This is a genomic window from Streptomyces sp. MBT65 (assembly GCF_016612545.1).
Taxonomy (GTDB): Bacteria; Actinomycetota; Actinomycetes; order Streptomycetales; family Streptomycetaceae; genus Streptomyces.
The window spans coordinates 16796-36903 of sequence record NZ_JAENRY010000047.1 but is presented as its reverse complement, the minus strand read 5'-3'; the positions used below and the strand labels follow the sequence as shown (position 1 = coordinate 36903).

The 20108-nt window shown below is 70.5% G+C and carries 17 protein-coding genes; all 17 read right to left on the bottom strand.

Annotated elements, in window-relative coordinates:
- A complete protein-coding gene (locus tag JHN63_RS13505) occupies positions 1–1113 on the bottom strand; it encodes an aliphatic sulfonate ABC transporter substrate-binding protein (protein ID WP_200680028.1) in 1113 nt (370 codons plus the stop codon).
- A gap of 235 nt (positions 1114–1348) precedes the next feature.
- Positions 1349–2680: a sulfate adenylyltransferase subunit 1 gene (locus tag JHN63_RS13495; protein ID WP_200680027.1), complete on the bottom strand. Its 1332-nt coding sequence runs from the start codon at positions 2678–2680 to the stop codon at positions 1349–1351.
- A 2-nt stretch (positions 2681–2682) separates the two neighbouring features.
- Entirely contained in the window at positions 2683–3621 is a 939-nt protein-coding gene (cysD, locus tag JHN63_RS13490) for a sulfate adenylyltransferase subunit CysD (RefSeq protein WP_200680026.1), read from the bottom strand.
- Positions 3618–4154 carry an adenylyl-sulfate kinase gene (gene cysC / locus JHN63_RS13485; RefSeq protein WP_200680034.1) on the bottom strand — a complete coding sequence of 179 codons (537 nt, stop codon included), beginning with the start codon at positions 4152–4154 and terminating at the stop codon, positions 3618–3620. Before cysC ends, cysD begins: the two co-directional genes overlap by 4 nt.
- 23 nt (positions 4155–4177) lie before the next feature.
- On the bottom strand, positions 4178–4888 hold the full coding sequence (locus JHN63_RS13480) for a phosphoadenylyl-sulfate reductase (protein ID WP_200680025.1): 711 nt from the start codon (positions 4886–4888) through the stop codon (positions 4178–4180).
- On the bottom strand, positions 4885–5064 hold the full coding sequence (locus JHN63_RS13475) for a hypothetical protein (RefSeq protein ID WP_200680024.1): 180 nt from the start codon (positions 5062–5064) through the stop codon (positions 4885–4887). The genes JHN63_RS13480 and JHN63_RS13475 overlap by 4 nt, the downstream gene beginning before the upstream one ends.
- Positions 5061–6758: a nitrite/sulfite reductase gene (locus JHN63_RS13470; RefSeq protein ID WP_200680023.1), complete on the bottom strand. Its 1698-nt coding sequence runs from the start codon at positions 6756–6758 to the stop codon at positions 5061–5063. Before JHN63_RS13470 ends, JHN63_RS13475 begins: the two co-directional genes overlap by 4 nt.
- A gap of 129 nt (positions 6759–6887) precedes the next feature.
- Positions 6888–6971 carry a putative leader peptide gene (locus JHN63_RS54640; protein ID WP_309500612.1) on the bottom strand — a complete coding sequence of 28 codons (84 nt, stop codon included), beginning with the start codon at positions 6969–6971 and terminating at the stop codon, positions 6888–6890.
- Between the two features lie 127 nt (positions 6972–7098).
- Positions 7099–7671: a GNAT family N-acetyltransferase gene (locus JHN63_RS13465; protein WP_200680022.1), complete on the bottom strand. Its 573-nt coding sequence runs from the start codon at positions 7669–7671 to the stop codon at positions 7099–7101.
- Between the two features lie 45 nt (positions 7672–7716).
- Entirely contained in the window at positions 7717–8976 is a 1260-nt protein-coding gene (locus JHN63_RS13460) for a hypothetical protein (protein ID WP_200680021.1), read from the bottom strand.
- Between the two features lie 200 nt (positions 8977–9176).
- Positions 9177–10466: a helix-turn-helix domain-containing protein gene (locus JHN63_RS13455; RefSeq protein ID WP_200680020.1), complete on the bottom strand. Its 1290-nt coding sequence runs from the start codon at positions 10464–10466 to the stop codon at positions 9177–9179.
- Positions 10467–10673: 207 nt separating this feature from the next.
- Positions 10674–12308: an acyl-CoA dehydrogenase family protein gene (locus JHN63_RS13450; protein WP_200680019.1), complete on the bottom strand. Its 1635-nt coding sequence runs from the start codon at positions 12306–12308 to the stop codon at positions 10674–10676.
- 114 nt (positions 12309–12422) lie between these two features.
- Complete coding sequence (gene sbnA / locus JHN63_RS13445) at positions 12423–13397, bottom strand: 2,3-diaminopropionate biosynthesis protein SbnA (protein ID WP_200680018.1); 975 nt, start codon at positions 13395–13397, stop codon at positions 12423–12425.
- 32 nt (positions 13398–13429) lie between these two features.
- Positions 13430–14458 carry a 2,3-diaminopropionate biosynthesis protein SbnB gene (gene sbnB / locus JHN63_RS13440; protein WP_200680017.1) on the bottom strand — a complete coding sequence of 343 codons (1029 nt, stop codon included), beginning with the start codon at positions 14456–14458 and terminating at the stop codon, positions 13430–13432.
- On the bottom strand, positions 14455–15459 hold the full coding sequence (locus tag JHN63_RS13435; RefSeq protein WP_200680016.1) for a TauD/TfdA family dioxygenase: 1005 nt from the start codon (positions 15457–15459) through the stop codon (positions 14455–14457). Before JHN63_RS13435 ends, sbnB begins: the two co-directional genes overlap by 4 nt.
- 55 nt (positions 15460–15514) lie before the next feature.
- The gene (locus tag JHN63_RS13430) at positions 15515–17602 is read right to left on the bottom strand and encodes a non-ribosomal peptide synthetase (protein WP_200680015.1); all 2088 of its coding nucleotides are present in this window, start codon (positions 17600–17602) and stop codon (positions 15515–15517) included.
- Between the two features lie 43 nt (positions 17603–17645).
- Positions 17646–20096: a Pls/PosA family non-ribosomal peptide synthetase gene (locus JHN63_RS13425; protein WP_200680014.1), complete on the bottom strand. Its 2451-nt coding sequence runs from the start codon at positions 20094–20096 to the stop codon at positions 17646–17648.
- Positions 20097–20108: the final 12 nt, after the last annotated feature.

The window sequence follows — 20108 nt, the reverse complement described above, 5'->3', positions numbered from 1 at the left end:
TCAGCTCGTGCCGAGACCGGCGGCGTCGACCGTGCTCTCACCGTCGGCCTTGAGGACCTTGTTGAGGAGCGTGAGGTCGTAGATGCCGCTCAGGTCGGGCTTCTCCAGCAGACCCGCCTTCACCGCGTGCTCGGCCTCGGTGTTGAGGGTGGAGGCCAGCGGGTCGTTGGTGAACTGGATCGAACTCCACGCCGGGTCGAGGACGTTGGCCTTGAGCGCCTTGCCCGAGTCGGCCGCCAGCTGCTTGTTCGCCGCGGCCTTCGCCTCGGTCGGGTTGGCGTTGATCCACTTGTTGGCCGCGACCGAGCCCTTCAGGACGGCCTCGACGACCTTCGGGTGCGCCTTGAGGAACTTCTGCGACACGATGATGTTCGTGATCACGAACTTCTTGTCGGGCCACAGCGACGCCTCGTCGAGGATCGTCTTGCCGCCCTCGGCGACCAGCTTGGACGCGGTCGGCTCCGGCACCCAGGCGCCGTCGATCGAACCGGCCTTGAAGGCGTCCGGGGTGATCTTGTTGTCGGTGCGGACGACGGTGACGTCACCCTTGCCGCTCTGCGCGTCGACCTTCCAGCCCTGGTCCGCGATCCAGTTGAGGAACGCCACGTCCTGCGTGTTGCCCAGCTGAGGCGTCGCGATCTTCTTGCCCTTGACGTCCTTCAGGGACTTGATCTTCTTCGGGTTGACGACCAGCTTCACGCCGCCCGACGCCGAACCGCCGATGATCTTCAGGCTCTTGCCGTCGGACTTGGTGTAACCGTTGATCGCCGGGGAGGGGCCGATCCAACCGATGTCGATGGAGCCCGAGTTGAGCGCCTCGATCTCGGACGGGCCGGCGTTGAAGGTGGCGTACTCGGCCTTGGTGGCGCCCAGTTCCTTCTGGAACAGACCCTGCTCACGGCCGACCAGCGCGGTCCCGTGGGTCAGGTTGCCGAAGTAGCCGATCTTCACGGAGGCGAGACCGTCGATCTTGGAGGACCCGGCGGCGACCTTCTCCTTGGAGTTGGTGCTCTTGGAGTCCGACCCGTAACCGCACGCGGCGAGGGTGAGCAGGGGGAGCGCGGCGACCACGGCTATGCCGCGGCGCAGGTATGTCGAGCGGTTGACAGGCACGGGAGGTGTTCCTCTCGTTGGCCCGGCGGTCACGGTCTCAGGTCGTGGCCGGGAGGTCGGCAGGTCTTCGTCTTCGTCGTGTCCGGGACGGCGGGTGGGGGGACTGGGCGCGCGAGCGGTGCGCGTACGTCAGCCCGCACATCGCGCCACTCCGCCCTGCCCGCTGCCGAGGGCGCCGCTGCCGACGCGGCCGCCCTCCTTCGCGAACGTGGAGTAGAAGTCCCTCGACGTCATGTCAGAAGTCCCAACCGTCGTCGTCCGTACCGTCCTTGACCGGCTCGGGCGCCGCGAACGACTCGCCGACCATGCCGGCGGTGAGCGTCGTGCCGTCGGCCGGGTCGATCAGGATGAACGAGCCCGTGCGCCGCGAGTCCGCGTACGAGTCCACCGGCAGCGGCTCCGCGGTACGGATCTTCACGCGGCCGATGTCGTTGGCGACGAGCTGTCCCGGATGCGGGTGCAGGGACAGGTCGTCGAGTGTGAGGCGGGACGGGATGTCCTTGACGATCGCCTTGACCGTGCGGGTGCCGTGCTTGAGGAGCACGCGGTGGCCCACGGTCAGCGGCTGGTCGGCGACATGGCAGACGGTCGCCTCGATGTCCTGCGTGGTCGCCGGGGCGTCCTTGCTGGGCACGATCAGATCGCCGCGCGAGATGTCGATGTCGTCCTCCAGCAGGAGGGTCACCGACTGCGTGGTCCAGGCGGCCCGGACCGGCTTGCCGAGCAGGTCGATCGCGGAGATCCGCGTGGCCCGCCCGGACGGCAGCACCGTCACCGCCTCGCCCACACGGAACGTACCGGCCGCGATCTGGCCCGCGTACCCCCGGTAGTCCGGGTGCTCGGCGCTCTGCGGCCGGATCACGTACTGCACGGGCAGCCGCGCGTGGCAGTGGCTCAGGTCGTGGGCGACCGGCACCGACTCCAGGTGCTCCAGGAAGGTCGGCCCGCCGTACCAGTCCATGTGCGCGGACGGGTCCACCACGTTGTCCCCGGCCAGCGCCGAGATCGGGATCGCGGTGATCTCCGGGACGCCCAACTCGCTGGCGTACGCCGTGAACTCCTCGGCGATCGCGGCGAACACGGACTCCTTGTACTCGACGAGGTCCATCTTGTTCACGGCCAGCACCACGTGCGGGACGCGCAGCAGCGCGGCGATCGCCGCGTGCCGCCGGGTCTGTTCGACGACACCGTTGCGGGCGTCGACGAGGATCACCGTCAGCTCGGCCGTGGAGGCACCCGTCACCATGTTGCGGGTGTACTGCACGTGACCGGGCGTGTCGGCGAGGATGAACCGCCTGCGCGGGGTGGCGAAGTAGCGGTACGCCACGTCGATCGTGATGCCCTGCTCGCGCTCGGCGCGCAGCCCGTCTGTGAGGAGAGCGAGGTCGGGGGCGTCCTGGCCACGGTCGGCCGACACCCGCTGCACGGCTTCGAGTTGGTCGGTCAGCACCGACTTGGAGTCGTGCAACAGCCGTCCTACGAGCGTGGACTTGCCGTCGTCGACCGAACCGGCCGTCGCGAATCGCAGGAGGGTCGTCTCGGGGAGTTCCGTGATGGTGGTGCTCATGGTTAGAAGTACCCCTCGCGCTTGCGGTCTTCCATCGCGGCCTCGGACATCTTGTCGTCGGCGCGCGTGGCGCCCCGCTCGGTCAGCCGGGAGGCGGCGATCTCGGTGATGACCTGCTCCAGCGTCACCGCGTCGGAGTCGACGGCGCCCGTGCAGGACATGTCGCCCACGGTCCGGTACCGCACGAGCCGCTTCTCGACGGTCTCGCCCGCCTTCGGCCCGCCCCACTCACCGGCGGTCAGCCACATGCCACCCCGGTTGAACACCTCACGCTCGTGCGCGAAGTAGATCTGCGGGAGGTCGATGCCCTCGCGGTCGATGTACTGCCAGACGTCCAGCTCGGTCCAGTTCGACAGCGGGAAGACACGGACATGCTCACCGGCCGCGTGCCGCCCGTTGTACAGGTTCCACAGCTCGGGCCGCTGCCGACGCGGGTCCCACTGCGAGAACTCGTCCCGGAGGCTGAACACCCGCTCCTTCGCCCGGGCCTTCTCCTCGTCCCTACGACCCCCACCGAAGACCGCGTCGAACTTCTCGCTCTGGATCTTCTCGGTGAGCGGCAGCGTCTGGAGCGGGTTGCGGGTCCCGTCCGGACGTTCGCGCAGCACACCGCGGTCGATGTAGTCCTGTACGGAGGCCACATGGAGCCGCAGTCCATGCTGTTCGACCGTGTGGTCCCGGTACTCAAGAACCTCGGGGAAGTTGTGTCCCGTGTCCACATGCAGCAGCGAGAACGGCACCGGCGCGGGCGCGAACGCCTTCAACGCGAGGTGCAGCATGACGATCGAGTCCTTGCCGCCGGAGAAGAGGATCACCGGCCGCTCGAACTCGCCCGCCACCTCACGGAAGATGTGCACCGCCTCGGACTCGAGGGCGTCCAGGTGCGAGAGGGCGTACGGCGTGTCCGTGCCGTCCTCGGCCTTGGCGACGGTCGCGGTCATGCCAGTCCCCTCTCGGTGAGCAGCGCGTGGAGTGCCGCCGCCGACTCCTGCACGGTCTGGTGCTGCGACTCGATCCGCAGGTCGGGCGACTCGGGCTCCTCGTAGGGGTCGTCGACCCCGGTGAGCCCGGTGAGTTCACCGGCGGCCTGCTTGGCGTAGAGACCCTTCACATCGCGTACGGAGCACACGTCGACCGGGGTCGCCACATGCACCTCGACATAGGCGGCGCCGCTCTCCTGGTGCCGCTTGCGGACGGCCTCGCGGCTGTCGGTGTACGGCGCGATGACCGGTACGAGCGCCTTGACGCCGTTGCGGGCGAGCAGTTCGGCGAGAAAGCCGATGCGCTGCACGTTGGTGTGCCGGTCCTCGCGGGAGAAACCGAGGCCCGCCGAGATGAACTCGCGGATCTCGTCGCCGTCGAGCACCTCGACGAGGTGGCCCTCCTCGCGCAGCCGGCCGGCCAGCTCGTACGCGATGGTGGTCTTGCCGGCACTCGGCAGACCCGTGAGCCAGACGGTGGCTCCGGTCGTCACGTGCAACTCCTTCTCGGTGATGGTCATTCGTGCAGCCCGCACTCGGTCTTCCCGCGCCCCGCCCAGCGGCCGGCGCGCGCGTCCTCGCCCGCGAGGACCCGGCGGGTGCAGGGCGCGCAGCCGACGGACGCGTAGCCGTCCATCAGCAACGGGTTGGTGAGGACGCCGTGTTCGGCGACGTAGGCGTCCACGTCGTCCTGGGTCCAGCGGGCGATGGGGGAGACCTTGACCTTCTGGCGCTTCTCGTCCCAGCCGACGACCGGGGTGTTGGCCCGGGTCGGGGACTCGTCGCGGCGCAGCCCGGTCGCCCAGGCCGCGTACTTGGTCAGGCCCTGCTCAAGGGGCTGTACCTTGCGCAGCTTGCAGCACAGGTCCGGGTCGCGGTCGTGCAGTTGGGCCCCGTACTCGGCGTCCTGCTCGGCGACCGTCTGGCGCGGGGTGAGCGTGATGACGTTGACGTCCATCACGGCCTCGACCGCGTCACGGGTGCCGATGGTCTCCGGGAAGTGGTAGCCCGTGTCGAGGAACACCACGTCGACACCGGGCATCGCGCGGGAGGCGAGGTGGGCCACCACCGCGTCCTCCATCGAGGAGGTCACACAGAACTGCTTGCCGAAGGTCCGAGCCGCCCACTGGAGGATCTCCAGCGCGGAGGCGTCCTCCAGGTCACGGCCCGCCTGCTCGGCGAGGGCTTTCAAGTCGTCGGTGGGGCGCGCTTTCTGAGTCGTCGTCATATCTGTTCTCCCCCTGCGTCGGTCTGCTGGAGACCCCGGGCGAGGAGCCCGAGGAACTTCAGCTGAAAGGCCCGATTGCATGCCGCGCATTCCCATGCGCCATGGCCCTGCTCGTTGGGACGCAGGTCCTCGTCACCGCAGTAGGGGCAGTAGAAGGGGGCGGCGCGCTCGCTCACGACAGTGACTCCTCGCTGGCGCGCGTCGCCCAGGCGGCGAAGCGCTCGCCGTCCTCGCGCTCCTGCTGGAACCGGGTGAGCACCCGCTCGACGTAGTCCGGGAGTTCCTCCGAAGTGACCTTCAGGCCACGGACCTTGCGGCCGAAACCGGCCTCCAGACCGAGAGCGCCGCCCAGGTGCACCTGGAAGCCCTCGACCTGCTCGCCCTTGTCGTCCAGGACCAACTGGCCCTTGAGACCGATGTCCGCGACCTGGATACGGGCGCAGGCGTTCGGGCAGCCGTTGATGTTGATGGTGATCGGCTCGTCGAACTCCGGGATGCGGCGCTCCAGTTCGTCGATGAGCGTGATGCCGCGCTGCTTGGTCTCGACGATCGCGAGCTTGCAGTACTCGATGCCGGTGCAGGCCATGGTGCCGCGCCGGAAGGGCGAGGGCTTGGCGGTGAGGCCGAGGGCTTCGAGGCCCTCGACCAGCGAGTAGATCCGGTCCTCCGCCACATCGAGCACGATCATCTTCTGCTCGACCGTGGTGCGCAGCCGGCCCGAGCCGTGCGCCGTGGCCAGCTCGGCGATCTTCGTGAGCGTGGTGCCGTCGACGCGGCCGACACGCGGCGCGAAACCGACGTAGAACAGGCCGTCCCGCTGGCGGTGGACGCCGACGTGGTCGCGCCAGCGCTGGAGCGGTTGAGCGGGGGCGGGGCCGTCGACGAGATTGCGCTTGAGGTACTCGTCCTCCAGGATCCGGCGGAACTTCTCCGGGCCCCAGTCGGCGACGAGGAACTTCAGGCGGGCGCGGGTGCGCAGCCGCCGGTAGCCGTAGTCGCGGAAGATGCCGATCACGCCGGCCCACACGTCCGGGACCTCGTCCAGCGGGACCCAGGCGCCGAGCCGGACGCCGATCTTCGGGTTGGTGGACAGACCGCCGCCGACCCACAGGTCGAAACCGGGGCCGTGCTCGGGGTGCTCGACGCCGACGAACGCGATGTCGTTGATCTCGTGCGCGACGTCCAGGAGCGGGGATCCTGAGATCGCCGTCTTGAACTTGCGCGGGAGGTTGGAGAACTCCTTGGTGCCGATGTAGAGGCGGTGGATCTCGTCGATGGCCGAGGAGCCGTCGATGATCTCGTCCTCGGCGATGCCGGCGACCGGGGAGCCGAGGATGGTGCGGGGCGTGTCGCCGCAGGCCTCGGTGGTGGAGAGACCGACCGCCTCCAGGCGGTTCCAGATCTCGGGCACGTCCTCGATGCGGATCCAGTGGTACTGCACGTTCTGCCGGTCCGTCAGGTCGGCCGTGCCGCGCGCGAACTCCTGCGAGATCTCGCCGATCACCCGCAACTGGTCCGTGGTCAGCCGGCCGCCGTCGATCCGGACGCGCAGCATGAAGTACTTGTCGTCCAGCTCCTCCGGCTCCAGGATCGCGGTCTTGCCGCCGTCGATCCCGGGCTTGCGCTGGGTGTACAGCCCCCACCAGCGCATACGTCCGCGGAGGTCGTTCGGGTCGATCGAGTCGAAGCCGCGCTTGGAGTAGATCGTCTCAATGCGTGTCCGCACATTGAGACCGTCGTCGTCCTTCTTGAACTGCTCGTTGCCGTTGAGCGGGGTGAAGTGTCCGGCTGCCCACTGACCCTCACCGCGGTGACGGCTCACCTTGCGGCGGGGCGCTGCGGCTGCAGGGTTCTCGGGGGTGGCGGCCATGGTTCTACGTCCTCCGGGACAGGCGGGTGATCGGCTCTGACCTGCGTGTACGGGCGCATGCGGGCATACGCGCGCGTCTTTGCGCAGTATGAGGCAGATACGGGGAAAACCGGCGGTGCTGCGGCTCGACTAGCCCGCCGGACAGATGGCGCTGGACATGCGGCCGAGGTCGACGTGTCGCCGACTCACCAAGGCAATTCCAGTTCCGGACATGACGGAAGCGTGTCACGGCGTTCTGGACACAGTCCAGCTTCGTCCGTCATGCGGACACCCTGGTCCCGCTATGTGAGACGAGGGTGTCATCGGTCACAAGCCGCGCACGCTGTCTTGTCGGCGCAGGTCAGACGCGGTAGGCGCCCGGCCAGGGTCCCGGTGTGGTCGCCTGGGCCATCTCCTCGACCTGCGTGTCGAAGAGCTTGAAGCCCCGGCGCTGGTAGTTGTCCATGGCGTGCACCCCGTCCAGGCTGCAGGTATGCAGCCAGACCCGCTTGGTGGACACCCGTCCCGGCCAGCGGTCGGCGAGGTCCCAGGCGCGGGCGGCGCCGTAGGAGAGGAGGTGGCCGCCGAGGCGGCGGCCGCGGAAGGCGGGGATCAGGCCGAAGTAGACGATCTCGACGACGCCGTCGTCCTGTGGCTCCAGTTCCACGTACCCGGCGGGTGTGCCCCGGTCGTACACGACCCAGGTCTCCACGCCCGGCCGGTCCAGGTGCTCCTGCCACTGCGCGAACGTCCAGTGCAGCCGGTCTATCCAGAGGATGTCCCCGCCGACCGACGCGTACAGATAGCGGCTGAACTCGGGGGAGGGCACCTCGGAGCGGGCGATCCGCACGTCCCCGTCCGGCGCGATGGCCGGGAGGAGGTCGCTCGGGTCGGTCTGCTCCAGGGACCAGGTGGTCACGGGGATGTTCGTCATGCCCGTCAGGGAATCATCCGCCCGGCGGATCTGTCGATCAGTGGATCAACCGAGCGAGCTGTCGATCGAGTTCAGTGGAAGTGCGAACAGCATCCGTCCCGACACCGACCAGACCTCGCCTGTCTCCTGCCAGTAGGAGAGGGAGCCGGTCTGCGCGCTCCAGCACTGGTGCGTCTCGTCGGCCCCGCACTCGGTGGCCTTCGCGTCCTTGGCGTCCTGCCGCCACAGCGAGCCGTGCCCGCTCTGCTCCCCGGCCGCGCCGCCCAGGTACCAGGAGGAACCGCTCGCGAGCACGCCGCCGACGCCGGTGACCTTCGTCGCGTACGCCTCCTCGGGCACCGCGCGTCCCGCCGAGTCCGTGGCGAGCAGCCCGGTGCGCGCGGGATCGCGGCTGAACGGATAGCGCCACAGCCGCTTGGCCCCGCTCGCGACCAGACTGTCCGGCACCGTACTGCGGTCCAGGGAGAGGCCCACGGGCCGTACGGCGGACTTGTCGCCGCTCAGCCGGTACGAGCCGACCGCGGGCAGGACGTACCGGTACCCGGCCGCCGACCAGCCCTCGCGCACCCGGCCGACCGCGGAGGCCGTCACCGTGGTGCGCTGGATGCGGTTCATGTCGTAGACGTACAGCGCGTCGCGGGTCCCGCCCGTGGTGGTGACCAGGAGCTTGTCCTGGTACCAGACCATGCCGGAGACCGTGGAGGCGAGCCCGCGGTAGTCGCGTCCGCCGTCGGTCGGTACGGCGAGGAGGGCCCAGGTGTAGGTGAGACGGGCAGGGTCGGCCGCGTTCACGAAGGCGACCCGGGCCAGGCCGCGGGTGTTCGCGCTCCAGCCGGAGAGGATCACGCGGTTCGAGCCCCACCAGCCGTCCTCGTCGGCGTCGCCCGAGGTGGTCACCGAGCGGGGCGTCCACCCCGGGTCGGCCGCGTCGCCGCTGTCCCAGCAGTACGCGCGGGTGGCCGCCGGTTCGACGGGCAGAGCCGCCTTCTCGTCGGTCGTGCAGTCCGCGGCGTCGCGCAGGGTGTGGTCGGCGCTCTTCAGCACGGCGTCGACGCCCACCGGACGCCCCATCGCCGAGGCGAGCCGGTCCAAGGACTGCTGCGGCTCCAGGGTCTCCCGCACCTGCAACTGCCCCAGATCGGAAGCCGAGGTGAGCGGCTTCAGCCCCCCGGGATCGGAACCGACGGTCGCCTGCGAGGCGCTGATCATCGTCGCGGCCGCGGTGAGGCCGAGCGCGGCCCCGGTCAGCACGGCGCGCAGCGCCCTGCCCCGCCTGCGGCGGCGATGTCGCCCACGTGCACTCATAGTGTCCTCCCGAGGCGAGCCAACTGCGCCTGGTGATCCGTGCGTTGACCAGGGAGCAGGTGGGGTGGCCCGTAGGGGGATGCTACGGCAGTCCTGGCCGTCCCATGGGTAAGACCCTGCAAATATGCGGAAGATGCTGCCGGACGTGTCTTTTGCGCCACCTGTCCGATACGGCCCCCGACCCGCTCCCGCTGCCTCCGCTACGGCACTTGGGCCGACGCCCGTCCCCTGGTCACACCCGGTGCCGTCGAGTGCGGCAGCAGCTCGCGCGGGTCCTGGGGCAGCACCACCTCGACCTCCGCGTCCTCGCGGAAGCGGTAGGGCCGGTGCTCCAGAAGTGGCCCGAGATAGCGCCGTACCCGCGACATCTCCGCCCGCACCGTCACCGTGCGGCCGGGGTCGCCGAACATGTCCTCGGCCAGGGCCGCGGCGCTGCGGCCGGTGGGGTGCAGGGCCAGGAGGTAGAGCAACTCGGCGTGCCGCGGGCTCAGTTCATGGGTCCAGGAGCCCGTGCCGCCGTAGACCGTCACCGACCAGCGGCGGGCCGGCGCCAGGTCCAGGACGATCCGGGGGGCGGCGCCGGGCACCGGTTCGTCGGCGACGCGGATCAACCAGCCCCCGGCCAGCGGCTCCAGTGCGCAGAGCCCGAGCGACGGCACCCAACGGCGGCCCCCGGAGGGCGACTTGGGCAGCGCGATCCGCTTCACATACGGCATTCCGGTGACCGCGGCGGTCCAGCCGTCCCGGTCCACCACCAGGGCCCGGCCGCCCAGCCGGGGCAGGATCGGCGCCGCCACCGCGCGCAGCCGCTCCAGCGAGGTCATGTGCAGCTCGCGCAGCCGGGCCTCGGCGAGTTTGGCCACCGAGTCGACCCAGGCGAGGGTGGCCGGATGCATGGTCTCCAGCGGGCCGCTGACATCGACGACACCGATCAGCCGGCCGTCCCTGGGGTCGGTGATCGGGGCGCCCGCGCAGGTGAACGAGGCCAGCGCGCGCGAGAGATGCTCACCGGCGAAGACCTGCACGGGCCGTCGTACGACCGCCGGGGTGCCCACGCCGTTGGTGCCGATGACGTCCTCGCGCCAGTCCGTGCCGACCTCGATGCCGACCTCGTCGGCCTTGCGCAGCACGGCGGCACTGCCCTCCCGCCACAGCGCGCGGCCCTCGTCGTCGGCGATCAGCACGATGTGGTGGGCGGCGTCCGCAACGGACACCAGCCCCTCCCGCAACACCGGCAGGACGTGCCGTAACGGGCTTGCGCCGCGCCGCCGTTCGACCTCCTCACGGGACAGCACCCCGGTCCGCAGATCGTGGTCGGGGTGGGTCCCGCCGCGTAACGCGCGCTCCCAGGACTCCTCGATGACCGGGCGGGGAGCGGTGCGGGCGCGCGTTCCGAAGGGCGTGGCGTGCCGGGCGTCGCTCAACATCCGGGCCGTGCGCGCCGCGTCGACGGTGGTGCGCCGCGGCAGTCCGGCCGGCGGGTTCGCCATGGGTCCTTCCCTCCGGTCCCGTATCGACTGTTGGTCTCATAGTGCCGCTCCGTGGTGACGGAGGGAGACAGTCCGACCACAGTGACCGTCAAGTTGCAACCCTCTGCAACCCTGGTGAACAGCCGAGTGGTGTCTGAAACTTGTCCCACGCTGCGAGGGTGGTGCCGTGTCGGCGCAGCACCACCCTCGCGATGTACCGCCGTGGAATCAGGCCTCCGGCCGGGCCCGCTCCACGATCGAGGCCAGGTCGAGCGTCGGCGGCAGGGTCCCGAAGGTGGTGCCCCAGTCGCCGCCCAGCCGGGACGCGCAGAACGCGTCGGCTACCTCCGGCGGCGCGTGCCGGACGAGCAGCGCCCCTTGCAGCACCAGCGCCATCCGCTCGACCACGCGCCGGGCGCGGCCCTCGATGCCGTCCAAGTCGGCGAACTCGGTGAGCAGGTTCTTCATCGCCCCGTCGAGCCGGTGATCGGCGCCGCGCACCCGGCCGACCTCGACCAGGAAGGCGTTCAGCGCCCGCGGTTCGCGCCGCAACGCCCGCAGTGCGTCGAGGGCCTGGATGTTCCCTGCGCCCTCCCAGATCGAGTTGAGCGGCGACTCCCGTACCAGGCGCGGCAGTCCGGACTCCTCGACATAGCCGTTGCCGCCCAGGCACTCCGCCGCCTCGACCGCGACCGGTGAACAGTGCTTGGTCACCCAGTACTTGGCGGCCGGCACCGCCAACCGCAGGAACGCCAGCTCCTGTTCACCGCCGTCGTCGTAGGCCGCCGCGAGTCGCAGGCCGAGCGCGGTCGCCGCCTCCGACTCCAGGGCGAGATCCGCCAGTACGTTGCGCATCAGCGGCTTGTCGAGAAGCTTCCCGCCGAAGGCCTCGCGGTGGGCGGTGTGATGGACGGCCTGTGCGACGGCCTGCCGCATCAGACCGGCCGAGCCGAGCACACAGTCGAGCCGGGTCGCCGCGACCATCCCGATGATGGTCCGCACTCCGTCCCCCTCGTCCCCGACCCGGCGCGCCCAGGTCCCGTCGAACTCGACCTCGGCGGAGGCGTTCGAGCGGTTGCCGAGCTTGTCCTTGAGCCGCTGGAGCAGGAACACGTTGCGGGTGCCGTCCGCCAGCACCCGGGGCACCAGGAAGCAGGTCAGCCCGCCGGGCGCCTGCGCCAGCACCAGGAAACCGTCGGACATGGGCGCCGAGCAGAACCACTTGTGGCCGGTCAGCTCGTACGTCCCCTCCTCCGCGAGCGGGTGCGCCGTCGTCGTGTTCGCGCGGACGTCGCTGCCGCCCTGCTTCTCCGTCATGCCCATCCCGAAGAGGACCCCGGCCTTGAGGTGGGCGGGCCGCAGCCCACGGTCGTAGACCATGGACGTCAGCTGGGGCTCCCACTCGGCTGCCAGCGCGGGATCGGCGCGCAGCGCGGGCACCGCCGCGTGGGTCATCGACAGCGGGCAGATGTTGCCCGCCTCGACCTGGGTCCAGACCAGCAGCCCGGCCGCCCGGCGGACATGTCCGGCCGGGCGGTTCCAGGCGGCGGTCAGCCCGGCCGCGACGCCCTTGCCGAGCAGCCGGTGCCAGGCCGGATGGAACTCGACCTCGTCGATCCGACGGCCGTAGCGGTCGTGGGTGCGCAGGCCCGGGGGGTTGTCGTTGGCCTGCGCACCCCACTCCTGGACCTGGGCCGAACCGGCGGCGCGGCCCAGGGCGGAGAGTTCGTCCCGGACCTCGTCCAGCAGCCCGGGAGCGGTGTGGCGCTCGACCGCGGCCGTCAGGACGCGATCGGTGGTGAAGACGTCGTGGCCGACCAGTGGGGGAGTCTGGTTGGTCACGGTGTGGGTGGTGCGTGCCATGGCTGGAACCTGCCCGGGGGACGGCGGTGGTCGGGATCCCCACCCTGCGGCGGTGCGGATCTCCACTCTGCGGTGGTCTTGATCCCTACCCTGACACAGCCGCCGTCACGGACGTCACGCCGAGCGGGACATGGCCGCAAGCATCGCGGTTTCGGGCATCTCCTCCTCTAGCCAGCCGGTGCGGTACACCGTGTCCAGATAGCGTTCGCCCAGGTCAGGGGCGATCGCCACCGCTGTCGTGCCATGTCGTCCATGGCGCGCGAGCCACTGCTCGGCCCCGCTGACGACCGTGCCGGTGGAGCCGCCGAACAGGAAGCCCCGCGCGGCCAGCCGCCGGCAGGTCTGCACGGTGTCTGCCTCCTCGACATGGATCACGTCGTCGATGTACGACATGTCGAGGAAGGGCGAGCCCACGCTGGTGCCGAGCCCCGGGATCATCCGGGGCCGCGCCTCCCCGCCGAAGGTGACCGAGCCGACGGCGTCCACGGCCACGATCCGCACCCGGCGCCGCCCCTGCCAGAACCAGCGCGCGCAGCCCATCAGCGTCCCGGTGGTGCCGGCGCCGACGAACAGCACGTCCAGCTGCGGGAACCGGCGCGCGATCGCGGGTGCCGTGGTGCGGTAGTGCGCCCGCCAATTCCCTTGGTTGGTGTACTGGTTGAGCCACACGTACCGCTCGTCCGAGGCGCACAGCGCCCGCACGTACGCGATCCGGGCGCCCAGGAAACCGCCGTGCGGGTCCGGTTGGTCGATGACGTGGACCCGGCTGCCGAGCGCCTCCATCAGCCGCACCGTCGGCACGTTGCAGCGTCTGTCGGTGATGCAGAGAAACCCGTAGCCGCGGCTCGCCGCGAGCACGCTCAGCGCCACCCCCAGGTTGCCGGACGACGACTCGACCAGCACCGAGCCGGGCCGCAGGATGCCGGCCCGCTCGGCGGCGTCCACCATCTCGGTGGCCGCCTTCAGCTTGACCGAGCCGGCGAAGTTGAACCCCTCGCACTTCAGATAGAGCGGAAGCTCCAGCGCGGCCCGCAGGTCGACGTAGAGGTCGTCCTCGTTGAACTCCGCGGGATCGGAAATAACAGCCATGTTCTCCCCCTAGTGGTGCGCCACGATCCGCGTCAGCCGTACCGGCGCAGTTCGTGGAAGAAGCCGTCGACGACCTGGAGTTCGCCCCGCCGGACCACTTCGTCATGGACGAACCTGCCGACCGCGAGGTCGAGCACCCCCAGCCCGAAGGGCGAGAACACCACCGTCCGGTCGGCCGGTACGGTCACCCGCCCGGTCAGTACGTCGTCCAGCGTGCCGTCGATGAACTCCCGCCCCCCGGTCGCCTGTTCGGCCAGATGCGGCGAGGTGTCGGCCTTCAGGCAGTGCTCGACGTCGTCCACGAAGTTCGCGGACGCGAGCAGGATCGCCGGGTCGAGATCCCGCAACGACACGTGCAGGACCAGCGGATGATGGTCGAACCAGGCCGGATCGTGCACATGGGGCGAGCCGGCGATCGTCGCGAACACCACCAGGTCGCTGGCGCGCACGAGGCCTTCGAGCTTGTCGTGCACGGTGATCCGCCCCGGCGCCCCCGACCGCTCCAGGTACCCCCGGAACCCCTCCGCGCTGTCCGCGGCCAGGTCGTACACGCCCGTCTCCTCGAACTCCCAGCCGGTGCCGAGGAGATGGGTGTGGATGTAGCGGGCGATCAGGCCCGTCCCGACGAACCCGACCCGCAGCGGCCGTGCCCGGCCCTGGCTGAGCTTCTCGGCCGCGAGCGCCGCCGAACTCGCCGTACGGGTCGCGCTGATCACCGAACTCTCCAGGCAGGCGTACGGATAGCCGGTGTCCGGGTCGTTGAGGATCAGCACCGCCGAGGCCCTGGGCAGCCCCGAGCCGGTGTTCCCGGGGAAACTGGAGATCCACTTCAGACCGTCCACCCGCGACGGCCCGCCCAGCGAGGCCGGCAGCGCGATGATCCGCGACGACGGACGGTCCGGGAAGCGCAGGAAGTACGACGGCGGGTTCACCGACTCGCCCGCGCCGTGCAGCCGGTAGGTGGCCTCCACGAGGTCGGCGATCTCCGACTCCCGCCCGGACAGGGCCTGTTGGACCTGTGCGCCGCTGACGACCGCGAACGACGGTGTGTCGATGCTCATGCCGCCCTCCCCCCGGCCGACGGGGCGAGGTCCGCCGGCCGCACCGGATCGCCGAGCCCGGCGAGCACCTCGCGCGGCCCCTCGAACGGCTCCCGGCCGTGCGCGGTACGGATGTTGTCCACCAGCAGCAGATCCCCCGAGCGCCACGGCTCGCGCCTGGCGTGCGTGTCGTAGGCCTCGTTGATGGCCGCCACGATGTCCGCGCCGACCGGATCGCCGTTGCCGAAGCGGGTGTTGAAGGGCAGCGCGTCCGCGCCGTAGACGTCGACCAGGTACTCGCGCACTTCGGGCTCCATCGTCCACTCGTTCAGGAACGCGATCTGGTTGAACCAGCAGCGGCGGCCGGTGACCGGGTGCCGCAGGACGGCGGCGCGGCGCTGGCGGGTGTGCAGCGAACCGTCGTGCTGCCAGGCGAACTCGATGCCCTGGGCCCGGCAGTAGCGCTCCACGGTGGCGCGGTCGTCGGTGCCGAAGGCCTCGGCGACCGACGCCCCGATCTCCTCGTGGTACGTCCGGGTCAGCAGCCAGCCCTCCCGCTCGAACCGCTCCACCAGCGGCGCGGGCAGCGACCCGAGGACGGCCTCGGCGTCGGCGACCGGGGTCGCGCCGCCCTCGGTCGGCGCCTCCAGGCAGGCGAAGAGCAGCAGGCCGGGGAACTCCAGCGCGTAGCTCAACTCGTGGTGCTGGCACATCGGTTGGTCGGTCGGCCACTTCGTGGCGGAGTACACGCCCTCTGCGTAGGTACGGCGGGGCGCGAACGGCTCCCGGTCGGCCATCAGGGAGTCGGTGAGCCGCCGGAAGACGGTCTCGGCGCCGGCCGGGTCGGCGAGGCCGAGCCCGCGGACCAGGACGCAGCCGTGCTCGGCGACGACGGCACGCAGCGCGTCCCGGTGCCGGGCGGCCCAGCCGACCGGGTCCGCGCCGACGTCGGCGTGCAGGAGGGGTGGACTGTCCGGGCTCAGGGCCACGGAGGTGAGCAGCGTCGCGGAAGAGAGCGACATCTCGGTGTTCCTTTCGGTGGTGCTGTTGTGCGTTCGACCGGGGGTGCGGCCGGCCTCAGGAGGAGATCGGCGGGTCCAGCAGTCCGGCCAGGTCCGCGAGGACCGGGTGTCGGGTGACGTCCTTGAGGCTGATCGCCCGGTCGAGGGCGACCGCCAGCTTCACCGCGGCCAGCGATGTGCCGCCGCGGTCGAAGAAGTGGTCCTGGCGGCCGATCCGGTCGGCCGGGATGCCCAGCACCACGGCCCACGCGGCCGCCAGCCGACGTTCGGCGGGCGTGTCCGGCCCGTCGCCCACGGCGTCCAGGTCACCGGCGAGCGCGGTCAGCGTCCGCCGGTCGGTCTTGCCGTTGGCGGTCAGCGGCAGCGACGCCCGCCAGTGCACGACCGACGGCACCATGTACGCGGGCAGCGACTCGGCGAGCCGCTCGCGCACGGCGGCCGCCTCGACGGGCCGGTCGCCCGTGCAGAACGCCACCAGCTGTGTCCCGCGCACGACGACCACCGCGCCGTCCCGCACCCCGTCCACCCGCAGCAGCGCGTTCTCGATCTCGCCGATCTCGATGCGGAAGCCGCGGATCTTCACCTGGCTGTCCCGGCGCCCCAGGAACTCCAGCTTGCCGTCGGGGCGCCAGCGCCCGTGGTCGCCGCTGCGGTACAGCCGCTCGCCGGGCCGGTACGGGTCCTCGGTGAAGGCCGCTCGGGTCCGCTCGGGATCGTTGACGTACCCCCGGCCCACGCACACACCGGAGAACACGATCTCGCCGGGCGCCCCCAACGGCACGGGCACCAGGTCCTCGTCGACGACGTACACCCGCACATTGGAGACGGGCCGTCCGAGCGGGACCCGGGGCCCGTCCGGCGCCCGGTCCATGACCTCGTGGTTGGTGTCGTCCGAAGTCTCCGTCAGGCCATAGGCGTTGACGAGCCGCACCCCGGGCCGCGCCGCGAACCAGCGCTCCACGAGCTCCTTCTTCACGGCCTCCCCGGTCACCGACACACAGCGCAGATCGGGTAGTTCGCGCGGCTGCCGCTCCAACTCGGCCAGCACGGCCTCCAGATACGACGGCACGACCTGGAGCACGTTCACGTGCCCCGCCTCGATGGTGTCGACGAACCGCGCCACGTCCAGGATCACGTCCTGCTCCACCAGCAGCGTCCGCCCGCCCACGAGCGGCGCGCAGACCAACTGCCACAGGGAGATGTCGAAGCACTGCGGCGCGGTCTGCGCGACCACGTGCCCGGCCCCGATCCCCAGGTCGTCGAGCTTGGCGAACGCATGGTTGAGGAACCCGGCGTGCTCGCACATCGCGCCCTTGGGCTCACCCGTGGACCCGGACGTGAAGTAGATGTACGCGAGTTGACCGGGCTGGACGGCGATCCCCAGGTCGCCGTCCGAGTGGCCCTCGGCGTACGCCTCGTCCACGTAGAGCCTGCGTTCGGCCGGGTGGTCCAGCGCGCCGTCGCTGCCGCGCTCGGTCAGCACCAGTTCGCACCCGGCGCGCTCCAGCACCCGCGCGACCCGGTCGGCCGGGAAGTGCGGCTCGACGGGCAGATACACCCCGCCCGCCTTGAACACGGCGAGCACGGCGGCCATCCAGTCCAGGTTCCGCTCCAGCACCACGGCGACGACACCCTCGCGGGTGAGACCGCGGGAGAGCAGCGCCCGACTCAGCTGGTTCGCGCGGGAGTTGAGCTCCCGGTAGGTCCACTGCCGTTCGCCCTGGACGGCGGCGACCGCGTCCGGGCACACCGTCACCATGTCCTCGAACAGCTCGTGCACCCGCCGGTCCGGCAGTTCGCGCCGTGGGCCCGCCAACTCGTCGAGCTGGAAGCGGAGTTCGGCGTCCGACAGCAGGACCGGCCGGTCCGGCTCGGTCAGCGCGGTCAGGTGGTAGCCCGCGATCCGGGCGGCGGCCCCGGCGTCGAGGACTTCCGTGTCGTACCGCAGCCGCAGTGTGCGGCCGGTGACGCTCACCCGCACCGCCGGGTCCTGTGCGGCGGGTTCGCCGGACAGCGCGCCGAGGACCTTGGCATGGGCGACGTCCAGTGCGCCGGGCTCGATCGACAGCCCGTCGGGCAGGGACACCTCGTACTCCGCCCCACCGGACACCGGAGCGAGCGTCCACCGCGGAATGATCTCCATCGTTCTCTTCCCCCTGTTTCCTTTCCCCCCACGGCGCGAGCCGTCAGGGAGCCATGTGCTGTCCGGCGCGCCGTGGCGCCACCGCCGGATTCCCGCCCCATCGCGACCGCGCCGGCATCTCCTCGCCCTTCATCAGGAAGGAGTCGGCGGCGAGTTCGGCCCCGTCGCCCATCGACACGCCGTAGTGCACGTGCGCACCCACCCCGAGGGTGCAGCCGGCGCCGATGGTGATCTGTTCGGACTTGAAGGTGCCGTCCTCCTGCGAGTGCGACTGCACCTTGGTGTGCGCCGCGAGCGTGCAGTCGTCGCCGATCGCGGTCAGCGTGCGCTCGGTGATGTAGGCGCCGTCGTCGAAGACCCGGCGGCCGATCCGCACGCCCAGCAGCCGCCAGATCAGGTTCTTGAACGGCGTGCCGTTGAACACCTGCATATAGGTGTCCGGCACCTTCCACAGCCGCTCGTGCCACCAGAAGTACGGGTCGTAGATCGAGCACAACTTCGGCTCCAGCGGCCGGAACCGTCCGATCAGCCGCTCCACCAGCACGTAGTAGCCGGCGGTGAAACCGAGCCCGAGCATCAGGGACGCGCCGATCAGCAGCCCCCCGCCGATGCCCTCGCCCCCGTACAGGTCGATGGCCGCGAAGCCGAGGACGGTGAGCACGAACCAGTGCAGCCAGCGCACGAACAGGAACAGGCCCATCGAGCGCAGGTTGTAGCGGTTCTTCGCGGTCAGCCGGCGCCGCAGCTCGTCGCCCTCGCGCAGGTGGTCGAAGCGGCTGTCGCGTTCCACCGAGCGCGGGATCTCGAAGCACGGCGAGCCCAACAGGCCTACGTCCTCCCGGAGTTCGCCGTCGATCGGGACCATCACCTTGGTGGCGAGCAGACAGTTGTCGCCGGTGCGGCCGCCCGAGGGGTAGGCGATGTTGTTGCCGAGGAAGTTGTGCGGTCCGATCGTGGTGCGCGACAGCCGGAACGACGTACTGGAGAAGTCCGCGTTGACGATCGACAGCCCGTCCGCGATCATCGTGCCGGTTCCCACGGTGACCAGATACGGCGTCTCGTGCTGCACCTCGGAACCGAAGTTGGAGCCGGTCTGCTCCACCACACCGAGGTCGTAGCCGATCGCCCGCAGATACCCGGTGATGTACGAGCTGTCCCCGAACAGCCACTTGAAGAACTTGATGTTGGTCGTCCGGGCCACCGCGCGCTGCACCGAGTAGTGGAAGCCGTACAGCGGATACACCCGGTCGGGGCGCAGCAGCGGACGGAGCAGCCGGGGCAGCAGCGACACCGCGGCGAAGCCGAGGACGACGAAGCCGACGAACGCCACGAGCGACAGGCCCAGCGCCTCGCCGTAGAACCGGGCCGAGTTGAGGTCCGTGGTGTTCGGGTCGAGCAGGTGGTCGAGGGCCGGTGCCACGGTCAGCGCCATGTAGCTGCCGCCGAGCGCGAGCGGGACGTAGACCAGCACCATCTGCAGCAGGGCGACCAGGCCGTAGCCGAAGCGGCGCGGCGCCGAGCAGTCCGCGGGCGGGATCCGGACGTAGTCGACGTCCGTGGGCTGGGCCGGTGAGCCGTGCGCGCGCCCGCCCGCCGGGACGTGGGCGCCGTCGTACAGGGCGGAGGAATGGCCGAGTTGGGACCCGTCGCCCATGACCGTGCCGATGTCGAGGACGGTCTTCTCGCCGACGTAGACCTCGCTGCCGAGGGTGACACGGCCGGTGCGGATGCGGCCGGCGCGCGCCTGGTAGCAGAGGAAGAAGCTGTCCTTGCGGATGACCGTTCCGGCACCGACGGTCAGCAGGTCGGTGCAGACCGGCACGGAATGGGACAGGATCGTGACGCCCTTGCCGATGCGGGCGCCGAGGGCGCGCAGGTAGAGGACGTAGAGCGGATTGCCGACGAACAGGATCATCGGGTTGGCGTGCAGCAGCGCCTTGACCGTCCAGAACCGGACGTAGGCCAGCCCCCAGACCGGGAACTCGGTCTCCTTCCAGCGGCCCACGAGAACCCACTTGGCCACCACCGGCACCGTGCACACACCGATGAACACGGTGCCGCCGAATATCGCGGACCGCAGATATACCTGGACGACTCCGTTACCGGAGGAAACCCATTCGTAGCCGCGTCCGGTGACCGTCCCGACGAGCGCGCAATACAGCGCGAAAACGAGGAACTGAAGCGCCCCGCACAGCAGATAACGCGCCGTGCTCCCGGCCGGCGTCCGCGCCGCCTCGACCGGCTCGACGGGCTCGGGCGTGTCGGCGAGCGCCGCCGCCAGACTCCGGATCGTCGGATATCCGTAGACGTCCCGCATCGACACCGACGGCAGATCCTCGCGCTTTCTGACCCGGGCGCAGAAGTGCGCCATGACCAGCGAGTTGGCCCCCAGGTCGTCGAAGAAGTGACTGTCGAGGGGTATGGCTTCCTTGCGTACGACACCGGCCAGGACCTCCGCGAGGACGGTCTCGGTGACGGTGCCGGGTTTTCCCACCACGTGGCTCCT

Excerpts from the sequence above, each read along its gene's own strand:
- JHN63_RS13495 (WP_200680027.1), bottom strand. The coding sequence starts at position 2,680 with ATGAGCACCACCATCACGGAACTCCCCGAGACGACCCTCCTGCGATTC.
- cysD (WP_200680026.1), bottom strand. The coding sequence starts at position 3,621 with ATGACCGCGACCGTCGCCAAGGCCGAGGACGGCACGGACACGCCGTAC.
- JHN63_RS13480 (WP_200680025.1), bottom strand. The coding sequence starts at position 4,888 with ATGACGACGACTCAGAAAGCGCGCCCCACCGACGACTTGAAAGCCCTC.
- JHN63_RS13470 (WP_200680023.1), bottom strand. The coding sequence starts at position 6,758 with ATGGCCGCCACCCCCGAGAACCCTGCAGCCGCAGCGCCCCGCCGCAAG.
- JHN63_RS54640 (WP_309500612.1), bottom strand. The coding sequence starts at position 6,971 with ATGTCCGGAACTGGAATTGCCTTGGTGAGTCGGCGACACGTCGACCTC.
- JHN63_RS13465 (WP_200680022.1), bottom strand. The coding sequence starts at position 7,671 with ATGACGAACATCCCCGTGACCACCTGGTCCCTGGAGCAGACCGACCCG.
- JHN63_RS13460 (WP_200680021.1), bottom strand. The coding sequence starts at position 8,976 with ATGAGTGCACGTGGGCGACATCGCCGCCGCAGGCGGGGCAGGGCGCTG.
- JHN63_RS13455 (WP_200680020.1), bottom strand. The coding sequence starts at position 10,466 with ATGGCGAACCCGCCGGCCGGACTGCCGCGGCGCACCACCGTCGACGCG.
- JHN63_RS13450 (WP_200680019.1), bottom strand. The coding sequence starts at position 12,308 with ATGGCACGCACCACCCACACCGTGACCAACCAGACTCCCCCACTGGTC.
- sbnA (WP_200680018.1), bottom strand. The coding sequence starts at position 13,397 with ATGGCTGTTATTTCCGATCCCGCGGAGTTCAACGAGGACGACCTCTAC.
- sbnB (WP_200680017.1), bottom strand. The coding sequence starts at position 14,458 with ATGAGCATCGACACACCGTCGTTCGCGGTCGTCAGCGGCGCACAGGTC.
- JHN63_RS13435 (WP_200680016.1), bottom strand. The coding sequence starts at position 15,459 with ATGTCGCTCTCTTCCGCGACGCTGCTCACCTCCGTGGCCCTGAGCCCG.
- JHN63_RS13430 (WP_200680015.1), bottom strand. The coding sequence starts at position 17,602 with ATGGAGATCATTCCGCGGTGGACGCTCGCTCCGGTGTCCGGTGGGGCG.